This window comes from Pseudomonas silensiensis (assembly GCF_050434865.1).
GTDB lineage: Bacteria > Pseudomonadota > Gammaproteobacteria > Pseudomonadales > Pseudomonadaceae > Aquipseudomonas > Aquipseudomonas fluorescens_W.
In genome coordinates this window covers 82,593-104,663 of record NZ_JBNDJH010000003.1, presented here as the reverse complement: position 1 = coordinate 104,663, position 22,071 = coordinate 82,593, and the positions used below count along the sequence as shown (strand labels likewise).

At 59.5% G+C, this 22,071-nt stretch carries 16 protein-coding genes; 11 read left to right on the top strand and 5 right to left on the bottom strand.

The genetic code is table 11. The features are described from left to right. Window positions 1-3: 3 nt before the first annotated feature. Window positions 4-1,383: an exodeoxyribonuclease VII large subunit gene (gene xseA / locus QF010_RS05060; RefSeq protein ID WP_429532538.1), complete on the bottom strand. Its 1,380-nt coding sequence runs from the start codon at window positions 1,381-1,383 to the stop codon at window positions 4-6. Between the two features lie 212 nt (window positions 1,384-1,595). Here xseA and QF010_RS05055 point away from each other — a divergent pair, with 212 nt between their 5' ends. From QF010_RS05055 to guaA, 4 genes are all read left to right on the top strand, one after another. Continuing rightward, window positions 1,596-2,363, top strand: coding sequence for a sulfite exporter TauE/SafE family protein (locus QF010_RS05055; protein ID WP_429532537.1), 768 nt, complete (start codon window positions 1,596-1,598; stop codon window positions 2,361-2,363). 94 nt (window positions 2,364-2,457) lie between these two features. Beyond that, the gene (locus tag QF010_RS05050; protein ID WP_033061486.1) at window positions 2,458-3,006 is read left to right on the top strand and encodes a hypothetical protein; all 549 of its coding nucleotides are present in this window, start codon (window positions 2,458-2,460) and stop codon (window positions 3,004-3,006) included. Between the two features lie 117 nt (window positions 3,007-3,123). Further along, window positions 3,124-4,593 (top strand): IMP dehydrogenase, encoded by a 1,470-nt coding sequence (guaB, locus tag QF010_RS05045; RefSeq protein WP_008147785.1) that lies wholly within the window; start codon window positions 3,124-3,126, stop codon window positions 4,591-4,593. A gap of 94 nt (window positions 4,594-4,687) precedes the next feature. Next, window positions 4,688-6,265 (top strand): glutamine-hydrolyzing GMP synthase, encoded by a 1,578-nt coding sequence (gene guaA / locus QF010_RS05040; protein WP_033061488.1) that lies wholly within the window; start codon window positions 4,688-4,690, stop codon window positions 6,263-6,265. Window positions 6,266-6,344: 79 nt separating this feature from the next. Here the strand turns inward: guaA and QF010_RS05035 are convergent, their stop codons facing one another. Together QF010_RS05035 and treR are read right to left on the bottom strand one after the other, a co-directional pair. Continuing rightward, window positions 6,345-9,395 (bottom strand): membrane-targeted effector domain-containing toxin, encoded by a 3,051-nt coding sequence (locus tag QF010_RS05035; RefSeq protein ID WP_429532536.1) that lies wholly within the window; start codon window positions 9,393-9,395, stop codon window positions 6,345-6,347. Between the two features lie 137 nt (window positions 9,396-9,532). Next, window positions 9,533-10,237, bottom strand: a complete 705-nt coding sequence (gene treR / locus QF010_RS05030) for a trehalose operon repressor (RefSeq protein WP_033061491.1) — start codon at window positions 10,235-10,237, stop codon at window positions 9,533-9,535. Window positions 10,238-10,474: 237 nt separating this feature from the next. On the opposite strand from treR, the gene treP reads away from it, so the two are divergent. The 7 genes from treP (at window position 10,475) to tadA (ending at window position 20,028) form a co-directional block, all read left to right on the top strand. Next, entirely contained in the window at window positions 10,475-11,917 is a 1,443-nt protein-coding gene (treP, locus tag QF010_RS05025; protein ID WP_429532535.1) for a PTS system trehalose-specific EIIBC component, read from the top strand. A gap of 34 nt (window positions 11,918-11,951) precedes the next feature. After that, complete coding sequence (gene treC, locus QF010_RS05020; RefSeq protein WP_429532534.1) at window positions 11,952-13,598, top strand: alpha,alpha-phosphotrehalase; 1,647 nt, start codon at window positions 11,952-11,954, stop codon at window positions 13,596-13,598. A gap of 106 nt (window positions 13,599-13,704) precedes the next feature. Then, window positions 13,705-14,928: a maltoporin gene (locus QF010_RS05015; RefSeq protein ID WP_429532533.1), complete on the top strand. Its 1,224-nt coding sequence runs from the start codon at window positions 13,705-13,707 to the stop codon at window positions 14,926-14,928. 62 nt (window positions 14,929-14,990) lie between these two features. Continuing rightward, window positions 14,991-17,519 carry a phosphoenolpyruvate--protein phosphotransferase gene (gene ptsP / locus QF010_RS05010; protein ID WP_429510998.1) on the top strand — a complete coding sequence of 843 codons (2,529 nt, stop codon included), beginning with the start codon at window positions 14,991-14,993 and terminating at the stop codon, window positions 17,517-17,519. 2 nt (window positions 17,520-17,521) lie between these two features. Further along, the gene (locus QF010_RS05005; RefSeq protein WP_429510997.1) at window positions 17,522-17,821 is read left to right on the top strand and encodes a PTS sugar transporter subunit IIB; all 300 of its coding nucleotides are present in this window, start codon (window positions 17,522-17,524) and stop codon (window positions 17,819-17,821) included. Window positions 17,822-18,154: 333 nt separating this feature from the next. Next, on the top strand, window positions 18,155-19,531 hold the full coding sequence (locus QF010_RS05000) for a multicopper oxidase family protein (protein ID WP_429532532.1): 1,377 nt from the start codon (window positions 18,155-18,157) through the stop codon (window positions 19,529-19,531). Next, window positions 19,531-20,028, top strand: coding sequence for a tRNA adenosine(34) deaminase TadA (tadA, locus tag QF010_RS04995; RefSeq protein ID WP_033061505.1), 498 nt, complete (start codon window positions 19,531-19,533; stop codon window positions 20,026-20,028). The genes QF010_RS05000 and tadA overlap by 1 nt, the downstream gene beginning before the upstream one ends. 131 nt (window positions 20,029-20,159) lie before the next feature. On the opposite strand, the gene cmoB is transcribed toward tadA, so the two are convergent. Continuing rightward, complete coding sequence (gene cmoB, locus QF010_RS04990; RefSeq protein WP_429532531.1) at window positions 20,160-21,116, bottom strand: tRNA 5-methoxyuridine(34)/uridine 5-oxyacetic acid(34) synthase CmoB; 957 nt, start codon at window positions 21,114-21,116, stop codon at window positions 20,160-20,162. Then, complete coding sequence (gene cmoA / locus QF010_RS04985) at window positions 21,113-21,892, bottom strand: carboxy-S-adenosyl-L-methionine synthase CmoA (protein WP_176471601.1); 780 nt, start codon at window positions 21,890-21,892, stop codon at window positions 21,113-21,115. Before cmoA ends, cmoB begins: the two co-directional genes overlap by 4 nt. Between the last annotated feature and the right edge of the window lie 179 nt (window positions 21,893-22,071).

Below are 22,071 nucleotides of genomic sequence, written 5' to 3'. Positions count from 1 at the left end.
GGATCAATCCAGTAAAGAAAGGGTGACAGGCGTCAGGTGATTGTCTTCGACCCGCACTTGCAGTTCGCCTTCGCCAAGTCTGGCTTTCAGGCGCTGACCGTTGTGGGTTTGCGCGGCGTTGCGGATCGCGTTGCCGCGTTCGTCCAGCAAAATACTGTAGCCACGGCCAAGGGTCGCCAAAGGGCTGACCACATGCAGCGTCTGCATCTGGCTTTGCAGTTGCAGGCGACGGGATTTGAGCCCTTCGCGCATGGCACGGGGCAGGCGTTCGGCAAGGCTGTCGAGGCGCTGACGAAGCATCGCCAGTTGCCGTCCCGGATGTTGCCCGGAGAGGCGGGTTTCCAGACGGATCAAGCGTTCGCGACGGGTATTGAGGCTGCGTTCGAAGGCGCGACGCATGCGCATGTCCAGATCATCCAGGCGTTGCGCTTGCTGGCGCAGACGTTCGCCGGGATGGCGCAGGCGACGGGACATGCCTTCCAGGCGCAGTCGATCACGCATCAAGCGATCGCGGATACGCATCACCAGCCGTCGATGCAGGCTTTCGAGCCGGCGGACCAGGTCACTGGAATCCGGCGCGAGCAGTTCGGCGGCGGCGGACGGCGTCGGCGCGCGGACGTCGGCCACGAAGTCACTGATCGACACATCGGTTTCATGGCCGACGGCGCTGACAATCGGCGTCACGCAGGCATCGACGGCGCGGGCTACGGCTTCTTCGTTGAAGCACCAGAGGTCTTCCAGCGAGCCGCCGCCACGGGCCAGGATCAACGCGTCGAAACCACGGGCGTCCGCCAGTTTCAAGGCGCGGACAATCTGCGCAGTGGCTTCGCGGCCCTGCACGGCAGTGGGGATCAACGTGAGTTGAATCTGCGGCGCACGGCGGCGGAATACGCTGATGATGTCGCGAATCACCGCGCCGGTGGGCGAGCTGATGATGCCGATGCGTTGCGGATGCGCCGGCAGCGGCACTTTGCGTTCGGCGCTGAACAGGCCTTCGGCGCTGAGTTTTTCCTTCAACGCATCGAACGCCAGACGCAGCGCACCGTCACCGGCCGGCTCCACGGTATCGAGGATCAGCTGATAGTCGCCACGGCCTTCGAACAGCGAAACCTTGCCGCGGACCTTGACCGCCAGGCCATCCTTCAGCGCCTGGCGAACCCGCGCCGCGTTCTGCCGGAACAGTGCGCAACGCACCTGGGCACCGCTGTCCTTGAGGGTGAAATACACGTGGCCGGACGCCGGGCGGGCGAGGTTGGAGATTTCGCCTTCGACCCAGATGTTGCTGAACACGTCTTCGAGCAACACCCGCGCGCGGCCGTTGAGCTGGCTGACAGTCAGGACTTCACGGTCCAGGCCGAGTCTTGCAAAGGGATCTTTAATCATGGGGCGCAGTTTAAAGGCATTCGACGATCAATCTCCATGAATCAGCGAAATTCCCCTGTAGGAGTGAGCCGGCTCCGGGCGGCGTTCCGACGATAGCGGTGTATCAGTCGACAACAGTATTGAATGCTAAACCGCTATCGTCGGAACGCCGCCCGGAGCCGGCTCACTCCTACAAGGGTAAAGTCGGGGCCCGGACTCAAGGAAGACATGCAATGAATGCATTCGAGTTGTTGAACCAATGGCCATTCGGCGCTACGGATTGGCTGGTAATCGCGCTGGGCATTGCCCTGGCCTACATCGTGTTCGGTATTGCCGGTTTCGGCACCGCGTTGGTGGCGGGGCCGATTCTGATCCTGTTCATGCCGCTGTCGAAGATCGTGCCGTTGTTGGTGCTGCTGGATTTCGTCGCGGCGTTTGGCAATTTGCTGCCTTCGCGACGGGATGTGGCGAAGCCTGAGTTGTTGCGGTTGCTGCCTTGCATGGCGGTGGGTTGCACACTGGGGGTGATCTTTCTGCTGAACCTGAAATCCGACGTGTTGCTGCTGCTGATGGGGCTGTTTATCAGCGCGTATGCGATTTACAGCCTGTGGGTCAAAACCCGCCCGACGCAGTTATCCGCCGCGTGGGCGGTGCCGATGGGCACGGTGGGCGGGATGTTCGGGGCATTGTTTGGCAGCGGCGGCTTTTTATATGCGATCTACTTGAACAGTCGCCTGCCCAAAGAGGCGGCCCGGGCGACCCAGAGTGCGCTGATCAGTTGCAGCACCGTGGTGCGCTTGAGCCTGTTTGCTGTCGCGGGTGTGTATGCCGAGCTACCCTTATTGTTGTTAGCGCTGTGTTTGTTGCCGGCCATGGCATTGGGGCTGTGGATCGGCCGGCGGTTGACCATGAGATTGTCCCGCGAGGCGTTTGTGCGGCTGGTGACCTGGTTGGTGCTGGCCAGCGGAATTGCCTTGATCGGACGTTATTTGAGTGCTTGACCGGATTTCGTCAGGTATTAAGCTGCCGGCCGCCCTGACGCTATCGCGGGTGGCACACCGCAGAACTTTCTATTTAACGCAGTAGGCTGCACCCATGAACTCGCAAAGCATTATTGTCCCGAAAATCTCCACACTGCCGGTACACGAACCCCGGGCCCGGGCGGTCGTGCGTTGGCTAGTGCGCAAGAACATCATCAAAGAAGAACTGACCACGTGTGGTCGCACTGGCAACCGCATGGCTCATGCGATCGCCGACGGTGCCCGCGCGGTAGTGCTGCATCCTGAAGCGCTGCCGTTCGGCGAACCGGTCAATGGCCTGGAAATCATCACCAAGCGCTGCATCTATACGCCGGCCAAGGGTTTCCTTGAAGAGGCGGGTTGCGCCGAGTGCCGCAAGGAAGTCGGCGAAGCGCTGTTCGAAAGCCTGGAAGACTGGATGCCGGGGCGCACCGATAACTTCACGTGTCCGGAGTGCGGGCATGAAGATGACATCAACGGCTTTCTTTTCTTGCAGGAATGCGGCTTTTCCAACCTGGGCTTTATCTTCAACAACTGGGCCGAGGCCGGGTTCAAACAGAGCTTTATCGACGAATTTGCCGATTGGCTCGATCAGCCTGTCAGTTGGGTAAAAGTCGAGCTGTAGGAGACGACAATCCCCGTATATCAGTAATGCTAATAATAGACAGAGTTTTACATTGAACCCGAGGGGGTGTCTGACTATAATGGCGCGCTTCCATTTTCCCGCTCGGGAGCCCCCGCGATGCTGCGTATCAGCCAAGAAGCTCTGACATTCGACGACATTCTCCTAGTGCCTGGTTATTCCGAGGTGCTTCCTAACGAAGTCAGTCTCAAGACCCGCCTAACCCGTGGCATCGAGCTGAATATTCCTCTGGTTTCTGCCGCCATGGACACCGTTACTGAAGCCCGTCTGGCAATTGCCATGGCTCAGGAAGGTGGCATCGGCATTATCCACAAGAACATGACCATCGAGCAGCAAGCTGCCGAAGTGCGCAAGGTCAAGCGTTATGAAGCCGGCGTGGTCAAGGACCCGATCACCATCGAGGCTGACGCCACGGTTCGTGAACTGTTCGAACTGACCCGCATGCACAACATCTCCGGCGTTCCGGTACTGCACGATGGCGACCTGGTCGGCATCGTCACTTCCCGTGACGTACGTTTCGAAAACCGTCTGGACGCCTCCGTCCGTGAAGTGATGACGCCTAAAGAGCGTCTGGTCACGGTCAAGGAAGGCGCCGACAAGAACGACGTCCGTGAGTTGTTGCACAAACACCGCATCGAACGCGTGCTGATCGTCGACGACAAATTCGCCCTCAAAGGCATGATGACCGTCAACGACATCGAAAAAGCCAAGGCATACCCGCTGGCCAGCAAGGACGACCAAGGTCGTCTGCGTGTTGGCGCTGCTGTCGGTACCGGTAAAGACACCGGTGATCGCGTAGCCGCCCTGGTCAATGCCGGCGTTGACGTGGTGGTGGTCGACACCGCTCACGGTCACTCCAAAGGTGTGATCGACCGCGTTCGCTGGGTCAAACAGAATTTCCCTGAAGTGCAGGTCATCGGCGGCAACATCGCCACCGGCGCTGCCGCCAAGGCTCTGGCCGAAGCGGGAGCCGATGCGGTCAAGGTCGGTATCGGCCCTGGCTCGATCTGCACCACCCGTATCGTCGCCGGTGTCGGCGTCCCGCAAATCAGCGCCATCGCCAACGTCGCCGCTGCCCTCGAAGGCACTGGCGTTCCGTTGATCGCCGACGGCGGCATCCGTTTCTCCGGTGACCTGTCCAAGGCCATCGTTGCCGGTGCTTCCTGCGTGATGATGGGCTCGATGTTCGCCGGTACTGAAGAAGCTCCGGGCGAGATCGAACTGTTCCAGGGTCGTTCGTACAAGGCTTACCGCGGCATGGGTTCGCTGGGCGCCATGTCCCAGGCTCAAGGCTCCTCCGACCGTTACTTCCAGGACTCCTCGGCAGGCGCCGAGAAACTGGTTCCGGAAGGTATCGAAGGGCGTGTTCCTTACAAGGGCACACTGAGCGCCATCATCCATCAACTGATGGGCGGCCTGCGTTCCTCGATGGGTTACACCGGCAGTGCCGACATCGAAGAAATGCGCACCAAGCCTGAGTTCGTGCGGATCACCGGCGCTGGCATGGCCGAATCCCACGTTCACGACGTACAGATCACCAAAGAAGCGCCAAACTACCGCGTAGGTTGAGCCTTCCAGCAATAAGTTAAGTAACCGGGGCTGTTTTCAGCCCCGAGTTGTTTCTGAATTCTCTTCACCGAACTGCATAGACGAGACTGACCACATGGCCCTCGACATTCACGCTCACCGCATCCTGATCCTCGATTTCGGTTCCCAGTACACCCAGCTGATTGCCCGCCGCGTGCGTGAAATCGGCGTGTACTGCGAACTGCATCCGTTCGATATGGATGAAGACGCGATTCGCGAATTCGCTCCAAAAGGCGTCATTCTCGCTGGCGGCCCCGAGTCCGTGCACGAAGCCAACAGCCCTCGCTGCCCACAAGCGGTGTTTGACCTGGGCGTACCGGTCTTCGGTATCTGCTACGGCATGCAGACCATGGCTGAACAGCTGGGTGGCAAGGTCGAAGGTTCCGAGCTGCGTGAGTTCGGTTACGCCCGTGTCGACGTGGTCGGCAAAAGCCGTCTGCTCGACGGCATCGAAGACCACATCGACGCCGACGGCCTGTTCGGCCTCGACGTGTGGATGAGTCACGGTGACAAAGTCACCAAGATGCCTCAGGAATTCCACATCCTGGCCAGCACCCCAAGCTGCCCGATCGCTGGCATGTTCGACGATGCTCGTGGCTACTACGGCGTGCAGTTCCACCCGGAAGTGACCCACACCAAGCAGGGCGGTCGCATCCTCTCGCGCTTTATCCTCGACATCTGCGGCTGCGAAGCCTTGTGGACGCCTTCGAAGATTGCTGAAGACGCCATCGCCAACATTCGCGCCCAGGTCGGCACCGACAACGTACTGCTCGGCCTGTCCGGCGGCGTTGACTCCTCGGTGGTTGCCGCGCTGCTGCACAAAGCCATCGGCGACCAGCTGACCTGCGTCTTCGTCGACAACGGCCTGCTGCGTCTGCACGAAGGCGAGCAAGTGATGGCCATGTTCGCCGAGAACATGGGCGTCAAAGTGATCCGCGCCAACGCCGAAGAACAGTTCCTGAACAACCTGGCTGGCGAAAGCGATCCAGAGAAAAAGCGCAAAATCATCGGCCGTACCTTCATCGACGTATTCGATGCCCAGTCCAACAAACTGGACAACATCAAGTACCTCGCCCAAGGCACCATCTACCCGGACGTGATCGAGTCGGCTGGCGCCAAAAGCGGCAAGGCGCACGTGATCAAGTCGCACCACAACGTGGGTGGCCTGCCGGAAGAAATGAACCTCAAGCTGGTTGAACCCCTGCGCGAGCTGTTCAAGGACGAAGTCCGTCGTCTGGGCCTGGAACTCGGCCTGCCGTACGACATGGTCTACCGTCACCCGTTCCCGGGCCCGGGCCTGGGCGTGCGGATCCTCGGTGAAGTGAAGAAGGAATACGCCGACCTGCTGCGTCGCGCCGACCACATCTTCATCGAAGAACTGCGCAAGGCCGACTGGTACCACAAGGTCAGCCAGGCATTCGTGGTGTTCCAGCCGGTGAAATCGGTTGGCGTTGTCGGCGATGGCCGTCGTTACGCCTGGGTCGTGGCCCTGCGTGCCGTAGAAACCATCGATTTCATGACCGCGCGTTGGGCACACCTGCCTTACGAACTGCTGGAGACTGTTTCCGGCCGCATCATCAACGAAATCGAAGGCATCTCCCGCGTTACTTATGACGTGTCGAGCAAGCCGCCGGCGACGATTGAGTGGGAATGATCCTGCACTAGCCTTGATGGCTTGATCGCAGGTAACTGAAAAGGCCGTGTGAACACTGTTCACACGGCCTTTTTGCGTTTTAGACGCCGGGTAGTCGGACAGGGGTCATGCCCATTCTGTGCAAGGCTGAACTCAAGTTCTCTAGCGTTTGAAAGCGTCGGCCGTTGATCTGCCAGGTATCCCGTTCGACGTAGTACCCGGCGGCATCATGTTTTATGGGCGTTCGGAGGAGTTTTCCCCGAGTGATGATGCCGTTACTGGTGATGATTCTGTTGGTGAGGGTTCTGCTGCGGTGAACCAGCAAGGGTTCGCCGGTACTGGTGCTGAGGGTGTACGTGCCAGGCCTGGGTAGCCCATCCTCGAGCCTTTGCGCCAGGATCACGCTTTTCGGCGTCGGAATTTGCAGCAACAAGTCATTTTTGGCAAAACCGGCTGCTTGCCCCGGGCGGGGCCCGTCGGACACCCCCGGGTCGACCTTGATACCGCCGAGCTCGTCCGGGCCTACGCTTTCAATACGCAGCCCGATGCTGCCTTCAAGCTCGCTGATTCCCGCAACGCCGTCATAGGTATTGGCGTGGGAGTTCCCGACCAACGCCACCCAGTTATGTGCGCCTCTGGCCGTCTGGTCGGCGCCGATGACTTGTCGGGCGAAAAAATTCATCATTTTTTGCCGAAAATTGATACTGGCCGGTGTAATACCGGTGCTGCGGTAACTGGCCAGGCAGTCGATGGCCTGAACGCGTATGTTGTTTTTTTGTGCTGTCCTGACCACCTGCTCAAAGGTGAATTGTTCGCTGGGGTCAGTCGAAAAACCTGCGTCAAGGTTCTTGAGATAGCTTTGCAGGTCCTCGGACATCACCCCGGTGCGATTGAACACGTCCAGGTCAGCTTGATGGAAATCGGTTAGCAGATGCTCCATGTACAAGGTTTTGACCTTTTGTTTGCGCAGCACGCTCATGTTCTCGATCAGAAACTGTTTGCTGCCCACGCTGGAGTGGTTTTCACCGATGACCAGGCTCTGTGACCGCTTGAAAAGCGTCTTGATGATGTCCTTGATCTTTGCATTCGCGATGAACGATGGAAGGGGCGGTCTGGGTCGCAGCGGCGGTTGCGAATAGAAGGTCACGGCGTCGTCGTGCAGCGTTCGGCGCAGTCTCTTGAAGGCTTCCAGCTCATTGTTCGGATTGTTGAGATTGACAAATCCGTCCTTCAAATCCCCCTTCGCGGCCATACCCTTGGCCGCCTGTTTGAGGGCTGGCTTGATGTCCTGCGGAACATCGTATGCAGTCGCCGGTGCATCGAAGTCCGGGAGTGACGGCTCGGCCCTGGCAAAAAAATCTGAAAACCTGCCACCTCCCGCCAGGCCGGGACGCGTGAGGGCCGTCCATTCACCCTGTTCATTCAGGCGCACCGGTATGTTGCGGTAAAAGGAGTAGGGGTTGACCGGGTCGACGATTGTCCAGGCCCTCATGTCATTGCTGTAGCGCACCAGGTAGAAACTGTCACCGACGGCAATGTAATTACCGCCTGTCTCAGGCTGATAGATACCTTGAAACTTGCCTTCGGCGTTGGTTGGGGAATCGCCATCGAGAATTTCATTGGTTTCAAAAGGCGCCAATATGTCGGAATCGCTTGGGCGGGGGGCAATGGCTTCGACGGGGGGATTTACTGTTACGCCCGACTCTGCTGGATCTTTCTCGGCCGTGAGTACCTCCTCGGCTTCCGCTGCTTCTGCGAGTTCGGCCGCCCCTCGTAAAAATGGCAAGTTGAACAGTACGTCCACGCTACCGAGAATGGCACCGGTAATGGCTGCCTTGCGTTCCGCAGGGGTAGTCGCGTTGATGGCTTGATCGATGTGCAGGCCGACATTGGCAATGCCCGCGCCAACGACAACCAGTGCTGCCGGCCATGCAAGGGCGGCCATCGGCCCGAAGGTGTGGTTGAAGGCATTGAGATAGCCTATCCACAGCTTTTTCCTGATCTCGCCGTTGGAGTGCAGCAGGTAATTGGCGTCGCTGAGCATGCGCTCATGAGTGGACCGGTTCAGATGGGTGAACGCATCACCGGCAATCTTCTCGCCACGGTAATGGAGCAAATGAACGTTCGCGGCTTCATTGTCACTCGTTAGAACGTCATAGGCGTGGGTGAGGCCGACATTTTCATATTCCGTGTTCTCCAGGAAATGAGCGATCAGACCAATGCCGGTGAAGTTGGCCAGCTTATGCCCCAGCGAAGCAGGCTTTTCCTGAAGGATATCCCGCTCTTCCTGTTTGAAGTGCATGAGCATGCGTTCGCGGCCTTCAGCGTCCTTGACCTCGTTGACCAGCCATTCGTGCAGTTCCTCGACTTTGTTAAAACAGTGAAACCCTCTGGGTTCGCCCGGAACGTAGAGAATGTTCAGATCACTGTCGTCAGTGATGCTGAGGATGTCCGTCGACACGAAGTGATCAATGCAAAACGTGCGAATCGATAAACCGCTGCCCGCTGGCGCCTCGTCCAGCAGCATTTGCCAGGTGAGCGGCCTGCTGACATTACCGACAACAGCCCTGAGCACGGTGGTGAAGTGTTCTCGGGTCAAGTGACCCTTCTCGTAGTCTTCAATGGCTTTGGCAATGAACGTGCACTTGGCCAACGCACGGAAGTTGTCACTGTGCTTTTCCCAGAACGTCGCGATGGCCGTTTTGTAACGCTCAGCGAAATTGACATCCCAAAAGGTGTTCAACACATCCCGGGCATGCAGGCGAATCTCGTTGGTTTCGTCGTAGTTTCCGGCATTGCCGTCGGCACGGTAGAAACCGCTGTCAACGTCCAGCAGGTCCCCGTTGTCCTGGTCGTGGACACTGAAACGCTGCATGACCAGTTGCGGGAAGGTCATCGACTCCCTGGGGGTTTCAAACACATGCTGCCAGCCGGTAAAGGTCTTCGAGCTGCTTTGAGCGGCATTAAACCGATGCCAGTAGACTTTGTCGGGTTCGATATCGGTGATGCTGTGCTGGACGAGAATGTCCTTGGCGACCTGATACGCCATGGCGTGCAGGTCGGGGCAATCGGTTACCAGATCAGGGATCAGGGCCAGGAGGGCCAGCGCATCGGTAGCGTCGGGCAGGGTTATGTCTTGAGTATCGTCCATGATGCTCGCCTTGAGAGGTTGCCAAGAGGGCGCTCACTATCTCAAGGGGCATCGATTCCATCTGTAAGGCACTGGCTAGCTGTTGGTGGTCAGTTGCTGACGCAAGACGTAGGAGTTGGCGAGTACCAGAATCAGGCTCAGCGCCGCGCAATGTCGGAAAAGTAAAACTTGTCCAGGGTGTGCCGCGATTCGGTGTACTCGAACTGCCGTCCGTCCTGCAAAAACGTCTGGTTGCTGACCACGATCACATGGCTCTGGCCGTCGAGGTCCAGGTGTTGCTGGTCGTCCTTGCTCCGGGGCACCGCTTCAATAGTGCGCTGGGCGTAGGCGATTTGCAGTTGCAAGGTCTGCTCGATGAAGGCGTAGATCGAGTGCTCGGCGATGTCGCGGGACAGGCCTGGAATCACATCACTGACGAAATGGTTGATGTCGAGGATCACGCGTTTGCCGTCGATCCGCCGCACTCGTTTGATCCGTGTGATCAGGCTGCCTTCTTCGGCCTTGATGTGTTCAAGCAAGGGGCCTTCGAGAGGGATTTGAGTGAACTCGACCACGTCGGTGCTGACGTCGTTGCCCAGGCGCGGGTACGTCTCCTGGAAGCTGACGATGCCGCCCAACTGGAATTCGATCGGGTTGGTCGACAGCACGAACGTACCTTTGCCGTGGACTTTCTGGGCGAAACCGCGCTCCTGCAATTGCTCGATGGCCTTGCGCACGGTGCCGCGGCTGGCCTGATAGCTGTCCATCAGTTCCGTTTCGGAAGGCAACCGGGCGCCGCGTTCCAGACGTTCGGTCGTGATGCTGGCAAGCAGATCGCTGTAGATCTGGTTGTATTTACTCATGGGGATGGCTCTGTACCGCGCTGTGCTCAAGGTTTCGAACCTTAAGGGCAGGGTAGGGGTTTGTCCATGCGGCGTTAGGTTTCTTTGACTTTTGAGGTAGGAAAGTTCGCCGCCTGTCGGGTTCAGGATAAACAAAATCAAACTCGTCTGTACGAGTTGTTGCTTTAACTCGTACAGACGAGTACTTTTCGTTTCGGCGTGCTGCCAATAACAAAAAACTACAGCGGAAGAACAAGCATGAGCCACGACTATCCGAATATCGCCAGCGAGCTGCTGCAAAGCCTCGGTGGCAACGACAACATCGAGCAGGCCGCGCACTGCGTCACACGCTTGCGCCTGGCCCTCAAGGACCCAAGCCTGGTCAACAGCGCCACGTTGAACCAGATCGATCTGGTCAAAGGCTCGTTCTTCACCGGCGGCCTGTTCCAAGTGGTCATCGGCCCAGGTGAAGTCGAAAAGGTCTACGCCGAACTGCGCCGTCAAACCGGTCTCGCGGCCTCGACCATCGCCGACGTTAAACAAAAAAGTGCCGACAAGATCAACGCGATGCAGCGTCTGGTGCGGGTGTTTTCCGATGTGTTCATGCCGATTCTGCCGGCACTGATCATTGCCGGCCTGTTGATGGGCATCAACAACCTGATCGGCGCCAAGGGCATGTTCATCGAGGGCCAGACCTTGCTGGACGCCTACCCGAAGCTTGACGGGCTCTGGAGCCTGATCAACCTCATGGCCAACACCTCGTTTGTGTTCCTCCCGGCGCTGGTGGGCTGGTCGGCGGCCAAGCGGTTTGGCGGCAGCGAAATCCTTGGCATCGTGCTTGGCCTGATGCTGGTGCACCCCGATCTGCTCAATGCCTGGAACTACGGTAAAGCGGTGGCCGGGCTGGACGGGCAGAGCCTGCCGTACTTCGACATCCTGGGGTTGTTCCAGATCGAGAAGGTCGGTTACCAAGGGCAGATCCTGCCGATCCTGATGGCGGCCTATGTGATGAGCGTCATCGAGAAATGGCTGCGGGCGCGGGTGCCGAACGCGGTGCAATTGCTGGTGGTGCCGATCACCACCATCGTTGTGACCGGCGTGCTGGCGCTGGCGGTGATCGGCCCGGTGACCCGGCATCTGGGGATTCTGATCACCGAAGGCGTGGTCATGCTGTTTGACTTGGCGCCAATGGTCGGCGGGGCGATTTTCGGTTTGCTCTACGCACCGTTGGTGATCACCGGCATGCACCACATGTTTCTTGCGGTCGACTTGCAGCTGATCTCCACCCAGGGCGGGACCTTCATCTGGCCGATGATCGTCATGTCCAACCTTGCCCAGGGCAGCGCGGCACTGGCGGTGTTCTACATGACCCGTAATGTGCGGGACAAAAGCATGGCCTCGACCTCGGCGATTTCCGCTTATTTCGGCATCACCGAACCGGCCATGTTCGGGGTCAACCTGCGTTACAAATTTCCGTTTTATGCAGCCCTGATCGGTTCGGCCCTGGGCTGCATTTTCCTGTCGCTGAACAAGGTCCAGGCCTCGGCGATCGGCGTCGGCGGCTTGCCCGGTTTTATCTCGATCATTCCGCAGTTCATTCCGATGTTCGTGATCGGGATGGTCATTGCCATGGTCGTGCCGTTTGTTCTGACCTGCGGGTTGAGCATGAAGATTGTTCGGCCGGGATATCGGGTTGCCTGACGGTCGCCACATCAATTTGTTGAAGGAATCCGCCATGCAAGACTGGCAACGTTCGGTGATCTACCAGATCTACCCGAAGAGTTTTCACAGCCACGCCGGCAACCCCACGGGTGATTTGCTGGGCGTTGTGGCCAAGCTCGATTACCTGCACTGGCTGGGTGTCGATTGCCTGTGGATCACGCCGTTCCTGCGTTCGCCCCAGCGCGACAACGGCTACGACATCAGTGATTACTACGCCATCGATCCGAGTTACGGGACCATGGCCGATTGCGAATTGCTGATCGCCGAGGCCGGCAAGCGCGGGATCAAGTTGATGCTCGACATCGTGGTCAACCACACCTCCATCGAGCACCCCTGGTTCCAGCAGGCCCGCAGCAGCCTCGACAACCCATACCGGGATTTCTACATCTGGCGCGACCAGCCGAACAACTGGGAGTCCAAGTTCGGTGGTTCGGCCTGGGAATACGAAGCCCAGACCGGTCAGTATTACCTGCACCTGTTCGATCACACTCAGGCCGACCTGAACTGGGATAACCCCAAGGTGCGCGCCGAAGTCTTCAAGATGATGCGTTTCTGGCGCGACAAGGGCGTAGGCGGGTTCCGTCTGGACGTGATCAACCTGATCTCCAAACCGGCGGACTTCCCCGAGGACAACACCGACGGTCGACGCTTCTACACCGACGGCCCGAACGTGCACGAATACTTGCAGCAAATGCACCGCGAAGTCTTCGAAGGTCATGACCTGATCAACGTCGGTGAGATGTCTTCCACCAGTCTGGAACACTGCATTCGTTACTCGCGGCCAGAGTCGAAAGAGCTGTCGATGACCTTCAACTTCCATCACCTGAAGGTTGATTACCCGAACCTGCAGAAGTGGATTCGTGCCGATTTCAATTTCCTTGAACTCAAGCGCATTCTCTCCGATTGGCAAACCGGCATGCAGGCCGGCGGTGGCTGGAATGCGCTGTTTTGGTGTAACCACGACCAGCCACGGGTGGTCTCGCGTTTTGGTCATGACGGTGAATATCGGGTGCTCTCGGCGAAGATGCTCGGCACGGCACTGCACTTCCTCCAGGGCACGCCGTTCGTGTACCAGGGCGAGGAACTGGGCATGACCAATCCGGGCTTCGATCACATCGATCAGTACCGCGATGTCGAGACGCTGAACATCCATCGCCTCAAGCGCGACGCCGGAGTCAGTGATGCCGACAACATGGCGGCGATCATGCAGAAGTCCCGGGATAACGGCCGTACGCCGATGCACTGGAATGCCGAGCCCAATGCGGGTTTCAGCGCTGTCGAGCCGTGGATCGGGGTGCCGGCGAACGCCGGGCAGATCAACGTTGCCGCTCAGCTCGATGACCCGGATTCGGTGCTGCATCACTACCGTCAGTTGATCGCCTTGCGTCGCACTGAGGCGCTGATGTCCGAGGGGGTCTATCGGCAGTTGTTGCCAGAGCACGCGCAAATCTGGGCGTACGTGCGTGAGGGCAGTGGCGAACGGTTGCTGGTGCTGAACAACTTCTACGGCACGCCATGCGAAGTCGAACTGCCGGATGAAGTGATCAGAGAAGCGATGGCCCAGCGTCTGGTCATCAGTAATTACCCGGACAGTCCGGTGCGAAACAGTCAGGTCCTCTTACGGCCTTATGAGTCGTTCGTGCTGCACATGACCGACTGACCGACCACAAAAAAACACCGACTCAAAAAAATACGCAGCACGCTGCGCGGGGGAGTTTTGCGCGCCGATTTTGCCGCTGCACACAATAAAAATAATGGGGTAGCTCTTGAAAACAACAATAAATCGCAGCCTTGTAGTGGCGGGCGTGTGCCTGGCTTTGCCTCTTTCGGCCCAGGCGCTGGAGTTCGCCGGTTACTTGCGCAGTGGCGTCGGGACCTCGGTCAACAGCGGTAAACAGCAGTGTTTCCAACTCCCGGGTGCGCAGACCAAATACCGCTTGGGCAACGAATGTGAGCAGTACGCCGAACTGGAGTTGCGCCAGGATTTGTACACCCTGGATGACGGTTCGGTGCTGAGCGTCGATGGCATGGCTTCGTTGTACAACCAGTACGACAAGGACCTGACCTTCAACGGTGACAACGGCTCGGTGCGCATGCCGCAGGCGTACGCGCAATGGTCGAACATGCCCAGCCTGAACGGCGGTTCGTTGTGGGCTGGCCGGCGATACTACAAACGGAACGACATCCACATTTCCGATTTCTACTATTGGAACCAGAGCGCCACCGGCGGCGGTATCGAGGACGTACTGATCGGCGATCTGAAATACAGCTATGCCTTCTCGCGCAAGGACAACCTGTACCAGAAGGACTACATCAACCGACACGATTTCAACGTCGCCGGCTTCAACACCAACCCTGGCGGTGCGTTGGAGTTCGGCCTGAGTTACATCGACAAACCCGACAGCCGCGACGCTCACCGTGGCTGGGCGATCACCACCCAGCATGTGCAGAAAGGTTTTCTGGGCGGCAAGAACAAACTGGCCTTCCAGTACGGCGAAGGCCCCGGCACCGGGTTGGGCTATACCGGTAACGTGAAGCTGGACGACAGCAACAAAAGTTACCGGGTGGTGGAGTTCTTCGACTGGCAAGTGACGCCGCGATTTGGCGGACAGGTCGAGGCGGTCTATCAGAAAGACATTCGCCAGGACGGCAGTGATCAGAACTGGATTTCCCTGGGCGTGCGCCCGACCTATGCGATCACCGAGCAGTTCAAACTGGTGACCGAACTGGGTCACGATCAGGTCGAAGCCACGGGCGGCACGCGCAAGCTGAGCAAGTTCACCTTCGCCCCGACCTGGTCGCCCAAAGGCCCGGAATTCTGGGCGCGCCCCGAGGTGCGTCTGTATTACACCTATGCGAGCTGGAACGAGGCGGCCAAACGGGCGGCCAATGAACTGGCGGCGGGTTCGGCATTGTCCGACACCGGCACCTTTGGCACGGCGCGACACGGTTCGAACGTCGGATTGCAGGTCGAGTACTGGTGGAAATAAGCGATGCTGTCGGAGCCTCGCGCTCCATCGGCACTTCAAAGAACAAAACAGCAGGTGACGTCATGGCCACACCCCAACAATTGCAACTGCACGCGCCCCTGTCCGGCGTATTGATGCCACTGGACGTTGTGCCCGATCCGGTGTTTTCCAGCCGCGTGATCGGCGATGGCCTGTGCATCGATCCGACTTCAACGACGTTGTGCGCGCCGCTGGCAGGGGTTGTCAGCAATGTGCAGGCCAGCGGGCATGCGATCAGCATCACCGACGAAAACGGTGTGCAGGTGTTGATGCACATTGGGCTCGACACGGTGAACCTGGCGGGGAAGGGTTTCACGCGGTTGGTGGAGGAGGGCCAGCAGGTTGACGTGGGGCAGTCGCTGATCGAATTCGATGCCGACTTTATTGCATTGAATGCCCGCAGCCTGCTGACGTTGATGCTGGTGGTCAGCGGTGAGCCATTCACTTGGCTGACACCGGAAGCGGGATTGGTCGACAGTGGTCAGCCGCTACTGAATTTGAAGCCTATCGAGCAGGCAACGGATGAGCCGGTGCCGGAAGAGGGTGAAGCACTGTTTTCCAAACCAGTGACGCTGGCCAATCCGAACGGCTTGCACGCCCGACCGGCAGCGGTATTCGCTCAGGCGGCGAAAGGTTTTTCGGCGAGCATTTACCTGCATAAACAGCAGGCGAGTGCGAACGCCAAATCCTTGGTGGCGATCATGGGTTTGCAGACGGCTCACGGTGACGTTGTGCAAGTCAGCGCGGCGGGGCCGGACGCTGAAGCGGCGATCAAGACGCTGTCCGAATTGCTGACCGCCGGGTGTGGCGAGACGGTCGCCGCGATGGCAGAAGTTGAGACGGTTGAAGCGTCATCGCTGAACGTTTTGCGCGGAGTCTGTGCCTCGGCGGGTTCGGCGTTTGGCCAGGTTGTGCAGATCGCCGAGCAAACACTTGAAGTCAGCGAGTTCGGCGTCGGTCCGCAGGTTGAGCGAGAGCATCTGTCTCGGGCCTTGGCCGCAGCGGTGCTGGCCTTGCAGCAGCTGCGTGACAACGCCACCGGGGATGCCCAGGCAGAGATTTTCAAGGCGCATCAAGAACTGCTCGAAGACCCGAGCCTGCTGGATCAGACCGAGGCGCTGATCATCGAAGGCAAAAGTGCCGGGTTCGCCTGGCGCGCGGCCACCGAGTCGGTGGCAACCCTGTTCAAAAGCCTGGGCAATGCCTTGCTGGCGGAGCGGGCGGCAGACCTGGCCGATGTCGGCCAGCGAGTGCTCAAGCTGATCCTCGGCGTACAGGATCAGGCGATGGAGCTGCCTGAAGGGGCGATCCTGATCGCCGATCAACTGACGCCGTCACAGACCGCCGGGCTCGATACCCGCAAGGTACTGGGGTTCGCCACGGTCGGTGGCGGCGCTACCAGCCACGTCGCGATCCTCGCTCGGGCGTCCGGTTTGCCGGTGATCTGCGGGTTGCCCGTTCAGGTCCTGGGGCTGGCCAACGGCACCCAAGTGTTGCTCGACGCCGACAAGGGCGAGCTGCATCTGGACCCGGATCTGGCGGCCATCGAGCAGCTGCAAGCCAATCGTCAGCGTCAGCAGAAGCGCCATCAACATGAACTGTCGCACGCTGCGCTGGCGGCTTGTACCCGCGATGGTCACCACTTTGAAGTGACAGCCAACATCGCCTCGCTGGCTGAAGCGGAGCAGGCCGTGGCACTGGGAGGCGAGGGCGTCGGCTTGCTGCGTTCGGAGTTTCTTTATCTGGATCGCAATCATGCGCCGAGCCATGACGAGCAAACATCAACCTACAGCGCCATCGCCAAAGCACTCGGGCCGGCGCGCAATCTGGTGGTGCGGACTCTGGATGTCGGCGGCGACAAACCGTTGGCCTACGTGCCGATGGACCGCGAAACCAACCCGTTCCTCGGCATGCGCGGGATTCGTTTGTGCCTGGAGCGCCCGCAGCTGTTGCGCGATCAGTTCAAGGCGATCCTGAGCAGCGCCGGGCTGGCCCGTCTGCACATCATGTTGCCCATGGTCACGCAGCTGTCGGAGTTGCGACAGGCCCGGCAACTGCTTGAGGAAGAGGCGCTGGTATTGGGCCTTACCGAGCTGCCGAAACTGGGGATCATGATCGAAGTGCCGGCAGCAGCCCTGATGGCCGATCTGTTTGCGCCTGAAGTGGATTTTTTCTCGATCGGCACCAACGACCTGACCCAATACACCCTGGCCATGGACCGCGATCACCCGCGCCTGGCCAGTCAGGCTGACAGTTTTCATCCGTCGGTGCTGCGTTTGATTGCCAGCACCGTGAAGGCCGCCCACGCCCATGGCAAATGGGTCGGTGTGTGTGGCGCCATGGCGTCCGAAACGCTGGCGGTGCCGTTGTTGCTGGGACTTGGGGTGGATGAACTGTCGGTGAGCGTGCCGCTGATTCCGGCGATCAAGGCGACGGTTCGCGAAGTGGATCTGCTGGACTGCCAGGCCATCGCCCAGCAAGTGCTGGGCCTGGAAAGCGCCGATCAAGTGCGCGAGGCGCTGCGGCTGTATCACGAGGCGACGGTCGATACTTCACTGGTACTGGAGAACTGAGCATGTTCGAGAAAATGCAGCGAGCGTTCTGGAAAGCGTTGACCCCGGATCTGGTGGTGGATGAACCGAAAGTGGTTGCTCAGCCTGTCTCTGGTCTGGCCCCGGATATCGTCGCCGCACTGGGCGGAGTGGATAACCTCAAGTCGCAGCAGCCTGTGGCGTTGACCAGGGTGCGAGTGGAGTTGCGGGATGTGGGGCGGATGGATCGGCAGGCTTTGAATATGGCCGGTGTGCCGGGAGTCATGATGCTGGACGAAGGCGTTGTGCATTTGTTGATGGGGGCGGTGGTCGCCGGACGCTAGTTGATCAGATTCAAGATCCACCCCTCACCCCAGCCCTCTCCCCACGGGGGAGAGGGGGGAAGGGAGCAGATCTCCATAGTTTTCAGGTTTAAAGTTCGGCATGAAATCGCGAGGAAAAAACCTGAGTTCGACTCGATTTTTCAGGTCGATGTAGCTCCAAGAACAACTCGGTCAGTCCCCTCTACCCCCTGGGGAGAGGGTTAGGGTGAGGGGTGGCCTTTGAACTTGTCCCAGAACGCCGCGCTGCCCTTACTGTTTCTCATCCGCAGGTGTATCGTATTCGCCTTTTGCAGGCCCCCGCGCCTGTCGCTGATACGAGAGGTAGTTGAGTTCATGTCCTTTACCCGTCGCCAAATCCTCGGTGGCCTGGCCGGTCTTGTTGTCGTTGGTGTCGGAGCGGGCGGCGCGTCGCGGTACTGGTTGGGCAAAATGGCCGACGCCGACGCGGGCCACGACTACGAGCTGATCGCCGCACCGCTGGACGTTGAGCTGGTGGCCGGGCACAAGACCGAAGCCTGGGCGTTCGGCCCGTCGGCGCCGGGTACCGAGTTGCGGGTGCGTCAGGGCGAATGGCTGCGGGTGCGTTTCATCAACCATCTGCCGGTGGCGACCACCATTCACTGGCATGGCATTCGCCTGCCGCTGGAAATGGATGGCGTGCCCTACGTCTCGCAGCTTCCAGTGCTGCCGGGCGAATACTTCGACTACAAATTCCGCGTGCCCGACGCCGGCAGCTACTGGTATCACCCGCATGTGAACAGCAGCGAAGAACTCGGTCGCGGGCTGGTCGGCCCGCTGATCATCGAAGAGCGCGAGCCTACCGGTTTCAAGTACGAGAAGACCCTGAGCCTCAAGAGCTGGCACGTCGATGATGAGGGCGCTTTTGTCGCATTCAGCATTCCTCGCGAAGCGGCCCGTGGTGGCACGGCGGGGCGCCTGTCGACGATCAATGGCGTCTCGCAAGCGGTGATCGACTTGCCCGCCGGGCAGATCACCCGGGTGCGCCTGCTCAACCTCGACAACACCCTGACCTACCGACTCAACATTCCTGGCGTCGAAGCGCAGATCTATGCGCTGGACGGCAACCCCATCGAACCGCGCCCGTTGGGCAAGGAATACTGGCTCGGCCCGGGCATGCGCATTTGCCTGGCGATCAAGGCACCGCCGGCCGGTGGAGAGTTGTCCCTGCGCAACGGCCCGGTACGACTGGGCACGTTCCGTTCGGTGGTGAACACCGATGCACCGACCGAATGGCCGCCCGCGCTGCCCGCCAACCCGGTGGCCGAGCCGGACCTGGCCAATGCCGAGAAACTCAACTTCAATTTCGAATGGGTAGGCTCGGTGTCGGTGAACGCCGACAATGGCAAGCCGCCGAGCCTGTGGCAGATCAACGGCAAGGCCTGGGACATCACCGACAAAACCTGCGCCGACCGCCCGATTGCCAAGCTCGAGAAGGGCAAGAGCTACATTTTCGAATTGAAGAACATGACTCAGTATCAACACCCGATTCACCTTCACGGCATGAGCTTCAAGGTCATCGCCTCGAACCGGCACAAGGTCATCCCCTATTTCACCGACACTTACCTGTTGGGCAAGAACGAGCGCGCGCAGGTGGCGCTGGTGGCGGATAACCCGGGGATCTGGATGTTCCACTGTCATGTGATCGACCACATGGAAACCGGCCTGATGGCCGCCATCGAGGTGGCGTGATGCGTCAGATACGTCCCACCGCAATCATCGACCGCAGCCGTGACCGTGACTTCATGCGCGAAGCCCTGGCCCTGGCCGCTCAAGGCGCGGCGCTCGGTGAAGTGCCGGTGGGCGCGGTGCTGGTGCAGGACGGTGAAATCATCGGTCGGGGGTTCAATTGCCCGATCAGCGGCAATGACCCGAGTGCTCACGCCGAAATGGTCGCGATCCGCGCGGCGGCGTTGGCGGCCAGCAACTATCGCCTGCCGGGCAGCACGCTGTACGTGACGCTTGAGCCGTGCAGCATGTGCGCCGGGCTGATCGTGCATTCGCGGATTGCGCGGGTGGTGTATGGGGCGCTGGAGCCGAAGGCCGGGATTGTGCAGAGTCAGGGGCAGTTTTTTACCCAGGGCTTTTTGAATCACCGGGTGCTGTACGAAGGCGGGGTGTTGGCCGAGGAGTGCGGGGCGGTGCTGAGCGAGTTCTTCAAGGCCCGTAGAGCCAAACCCACAGACTAAACACCGACCCCTGTAGGAGTGAGCCTGCTCGCGATAGCGGTGTGTCAGTCGACATCACTATTGACTGATACTCCGCTATCGCGAGCAGGCTCACTCCTACAGGGGATCTTCAGCGTCTGGGCAAGTAACGACTACTTACGGGCGACGATCACGGCACGCATCGGCGCCGGCAGCCCTTCAACCGTTTTGCTGTGATCTTCCGGGTCAAGGAAATCGCTCAACGACTGATACTTCATCCACTCCGTCCCGCGCTGTTCCTCGACCGTCGTCACGCTCACGTCCACACAACGAACATCAGTGAACCCTGCCCGGCGCAGCCACAGTTCCAGCGCCGGCACTGATGGCAGGAACCACACATTTCGCATCTGCGCGTAACGGTCTTCCGGCACCAATACCTGCTGCTGATCGCCCTCGATCACCAGTGTCTCCAGCACCAGTTCGCCGCCCTTGACCAGGCAATCCTTCAGCGCCAGCAAATGCTCGATCGGCGAGCGACGGTGATAGAACACGCCCATGGAAAACACCGTGTCAAAGCCTTCCAGGTTCGGCGGCAAGTCTTCGAAAGGGAACGGCAGGTGCCAGGCATTGGGCTCGGACAAGTAACGCTGCACTGCCTGGAACTGACAGAAAAACAGCCAGTTCGGATCGACGCCGATCACGCTGTCGGCACCCGCGCCGAGCATGCGCCACATGTAGTAGCCGTTGCCGCAACCGACATCGAGGATGCGTTTGCCCTTCAGATCCAGATGCGGTGCAACCCGCGACCACTTCCAGTCCGAACGCCATTCAGTGTCGACATGCACACCAAACAGATCGAACGGCCCTTTGCGCCATGGCGACAAACCCATCAGCGCAGTGCGCATCTGAACGCGGGTTTCGTCGTCGCAATCGGTGTCTAGCGTCAGACCATTGAGCAAGTCGACTTCGCTCGGCTGAATCTTCGGTAAAGCATTCAGCGCACTCTGCCAGCGCTCCAGGTCGCCATGACCCTTTTCCATTTTCTTGTCGAGCTGAGCTTGCAGAGTGTTGGCCCAATCGGCCAGCGGGGTGCCGGCCAAACGGCGGGCGAGGGGGGACAGATCAATCATGGCAAGGCAATCAACGAGGCAAAGTTAAGACACTGGAACCACGGCACGACTTTCGAGAAACCGGCGGCCAACAGGCGCTCGCGGTGTTCTTCGAGGCTGTCGGGCTTCATGACGTTTTCAATGGCGCTGCGCTTTTGGGCGATTTCCAGTTCGCTGTAGCCGTTGGCGCGTTTGAACGCGACGTGCAGATCAGTGAGCAGCGCGTGTTCTTCGGGATCGTTGAAGCGCAGCTTCTCCGACAGAATCAGCGCGCCACCGGGCAACAGCGATTGGCGGATGCGCGAGAGCAACGCCGTGCGCTGTTCCGGGGCGATGAATTGCAGGGTGAAGTTCAGCGCCACCACCGAGGCTGGCTGGAATTCGAGGGCGAGGATGTCGCCTTCGATCACTTCCACCGGCAGCAACTCCTGGAACATCGAGTCCTGACCGTTGAGGTACTCGCGGCAGCGTTCAACCATCGCCGCCGAGTTATCCACAGCGATCACCCGGCAGCCGTCAGTGCGTACATGTCGGCGCAGGGCCTGAGTCACGGCGCCGAGAGACGAACCCAGGTCGTAAAGCACGCTGTTTGGCTGGGCGAACTGCGCGGCAAGCACGCCAAGGTTTTCAACGATGGTTGGATAACCCGGCACCGAGCGTTTGATCATGTCCGGGAACACCCGCACCACGTCCTCGTTAAAGGCGAAGTCAGGCACCTGGGCCAAAGGCTGGGCGAAAAGGCGATCGGGTTCTTTGCTCACGGCGGTTCCAGCGGCATAGGTGGAAAAGGCCGGCATTTTAGCCAAATTGACGGGGGGATGCTTGGGTTGTCTGATAAACCGCTGCGGACAGTGACAATCCATTGTGGCGAGGGAGCTTGCTCCCGCTGGGCTGCGCAGCAGCCCCAAATCTGGCGAGCGCTGCGCACTGGTGCGCCAGCCCGGTCGGGCGGGAGCAAGCTCCCTCGCCACAGGGG

Bases quoted from the DNA above. Each gene is read 5' to 3' on its own strand.
- QF010_RS05055 (WP_429532537.1), top strand. From the start codon at position 1,596: ATGAATGCATTCGAGTTGTTGAACCAATGGCCATTCGGCGCTACGGAT.
- QF010_RS05050 (WP_033061486.1), top strand. From the start codon at position 2,458: ATGAACTCGCAAAGCATTATTGTCCCGAAAATCTCCACACTGCCGGTA.
- ptsP (WP_429510998.1), top strand. From the start codon at position 14,991: ATGGCCACACCCCAACAATTGCAACTGCACGCGCCCCTGTCCGGCGTA.
- QF010_RS05000 (WP_429532532.1), top strand. From the start codon at position 18,155: ATGTCCTTTACCCGTCGCCAAATCCTCGGTGGCCTGGCCGGTCTTGTT.
- guaA (WP_033061488.1), top strand. From the start codon at position 4,688: ATGGCCCTCGACATTCACGCTCACCGCATCCTGATCCTCGATTTCGGT.
- xseA (WP_429532538.1), bottom strand. From the start codon at position 1,383: ATGATTAAAGATCCCTTTGCAAGACTCGGCCTGGACCGTGAAGTCCTG.
- QF010_RS05035 (WP_429532536.1), bottom strand. From the start codon at position 9,395: ATGGACGATACTCAAGACATAACCCTGCCCGACGCTACCGATGCGCTG.
- QF010_RS05005 (WP_429510997.1), top strand. From the start codon at position 17,522: ATGTTCGAGAAAATGCAGCGAGCGTTCTGGAAAGCGTTGACCCCGGAT.
- cmoB (WP_429532531.1), bottom strand. From the start codon at position 21,116: ATGATTGATCTGTCCCCCCTCGCCCGCCGTTTGGCCGGCACCCCGCTG.
- guaB (WP_008147785.1), top strand. From the start codon at position 3,124: ATGCTGCGTATCAGCCAAGAAGCTCTGACATTCGACGACATTCTCCTA.
- treR (WP_033061491.1), bottom strand. From the start codon at position 10,237: ATGAGTAAATACAACCAGATCTACAGCGATCTGCTTGCCAGCATCACG.
- tadA (WP_033061505.1), top strand. From the start codon at position 19,531: ATGCGTCAGATACGTCCCACCGCAATCATCGACCGCAGCCGTGACCGT.
- cmoA (WP_176471601.1), bottom strand. From the start codon at position 21,892: ATGCCGGCCTTTTCCACCTATGCCGCTGGAACCGCCGTGAGCAAAGAA.
- treP (WP_429532535.1), top strand. From the start codon at position 10,475: ATGAGCCACGACTATCCGAATATCGCCAGCGAGCTGCTGCAAAGCCTC.
- treC (WP_429532534.1), top strand. From the start codon at position 11,952: ATGCAAGACTGGCAACGTTCGGTGATCTACCAGATCTACCCGAAGAGT.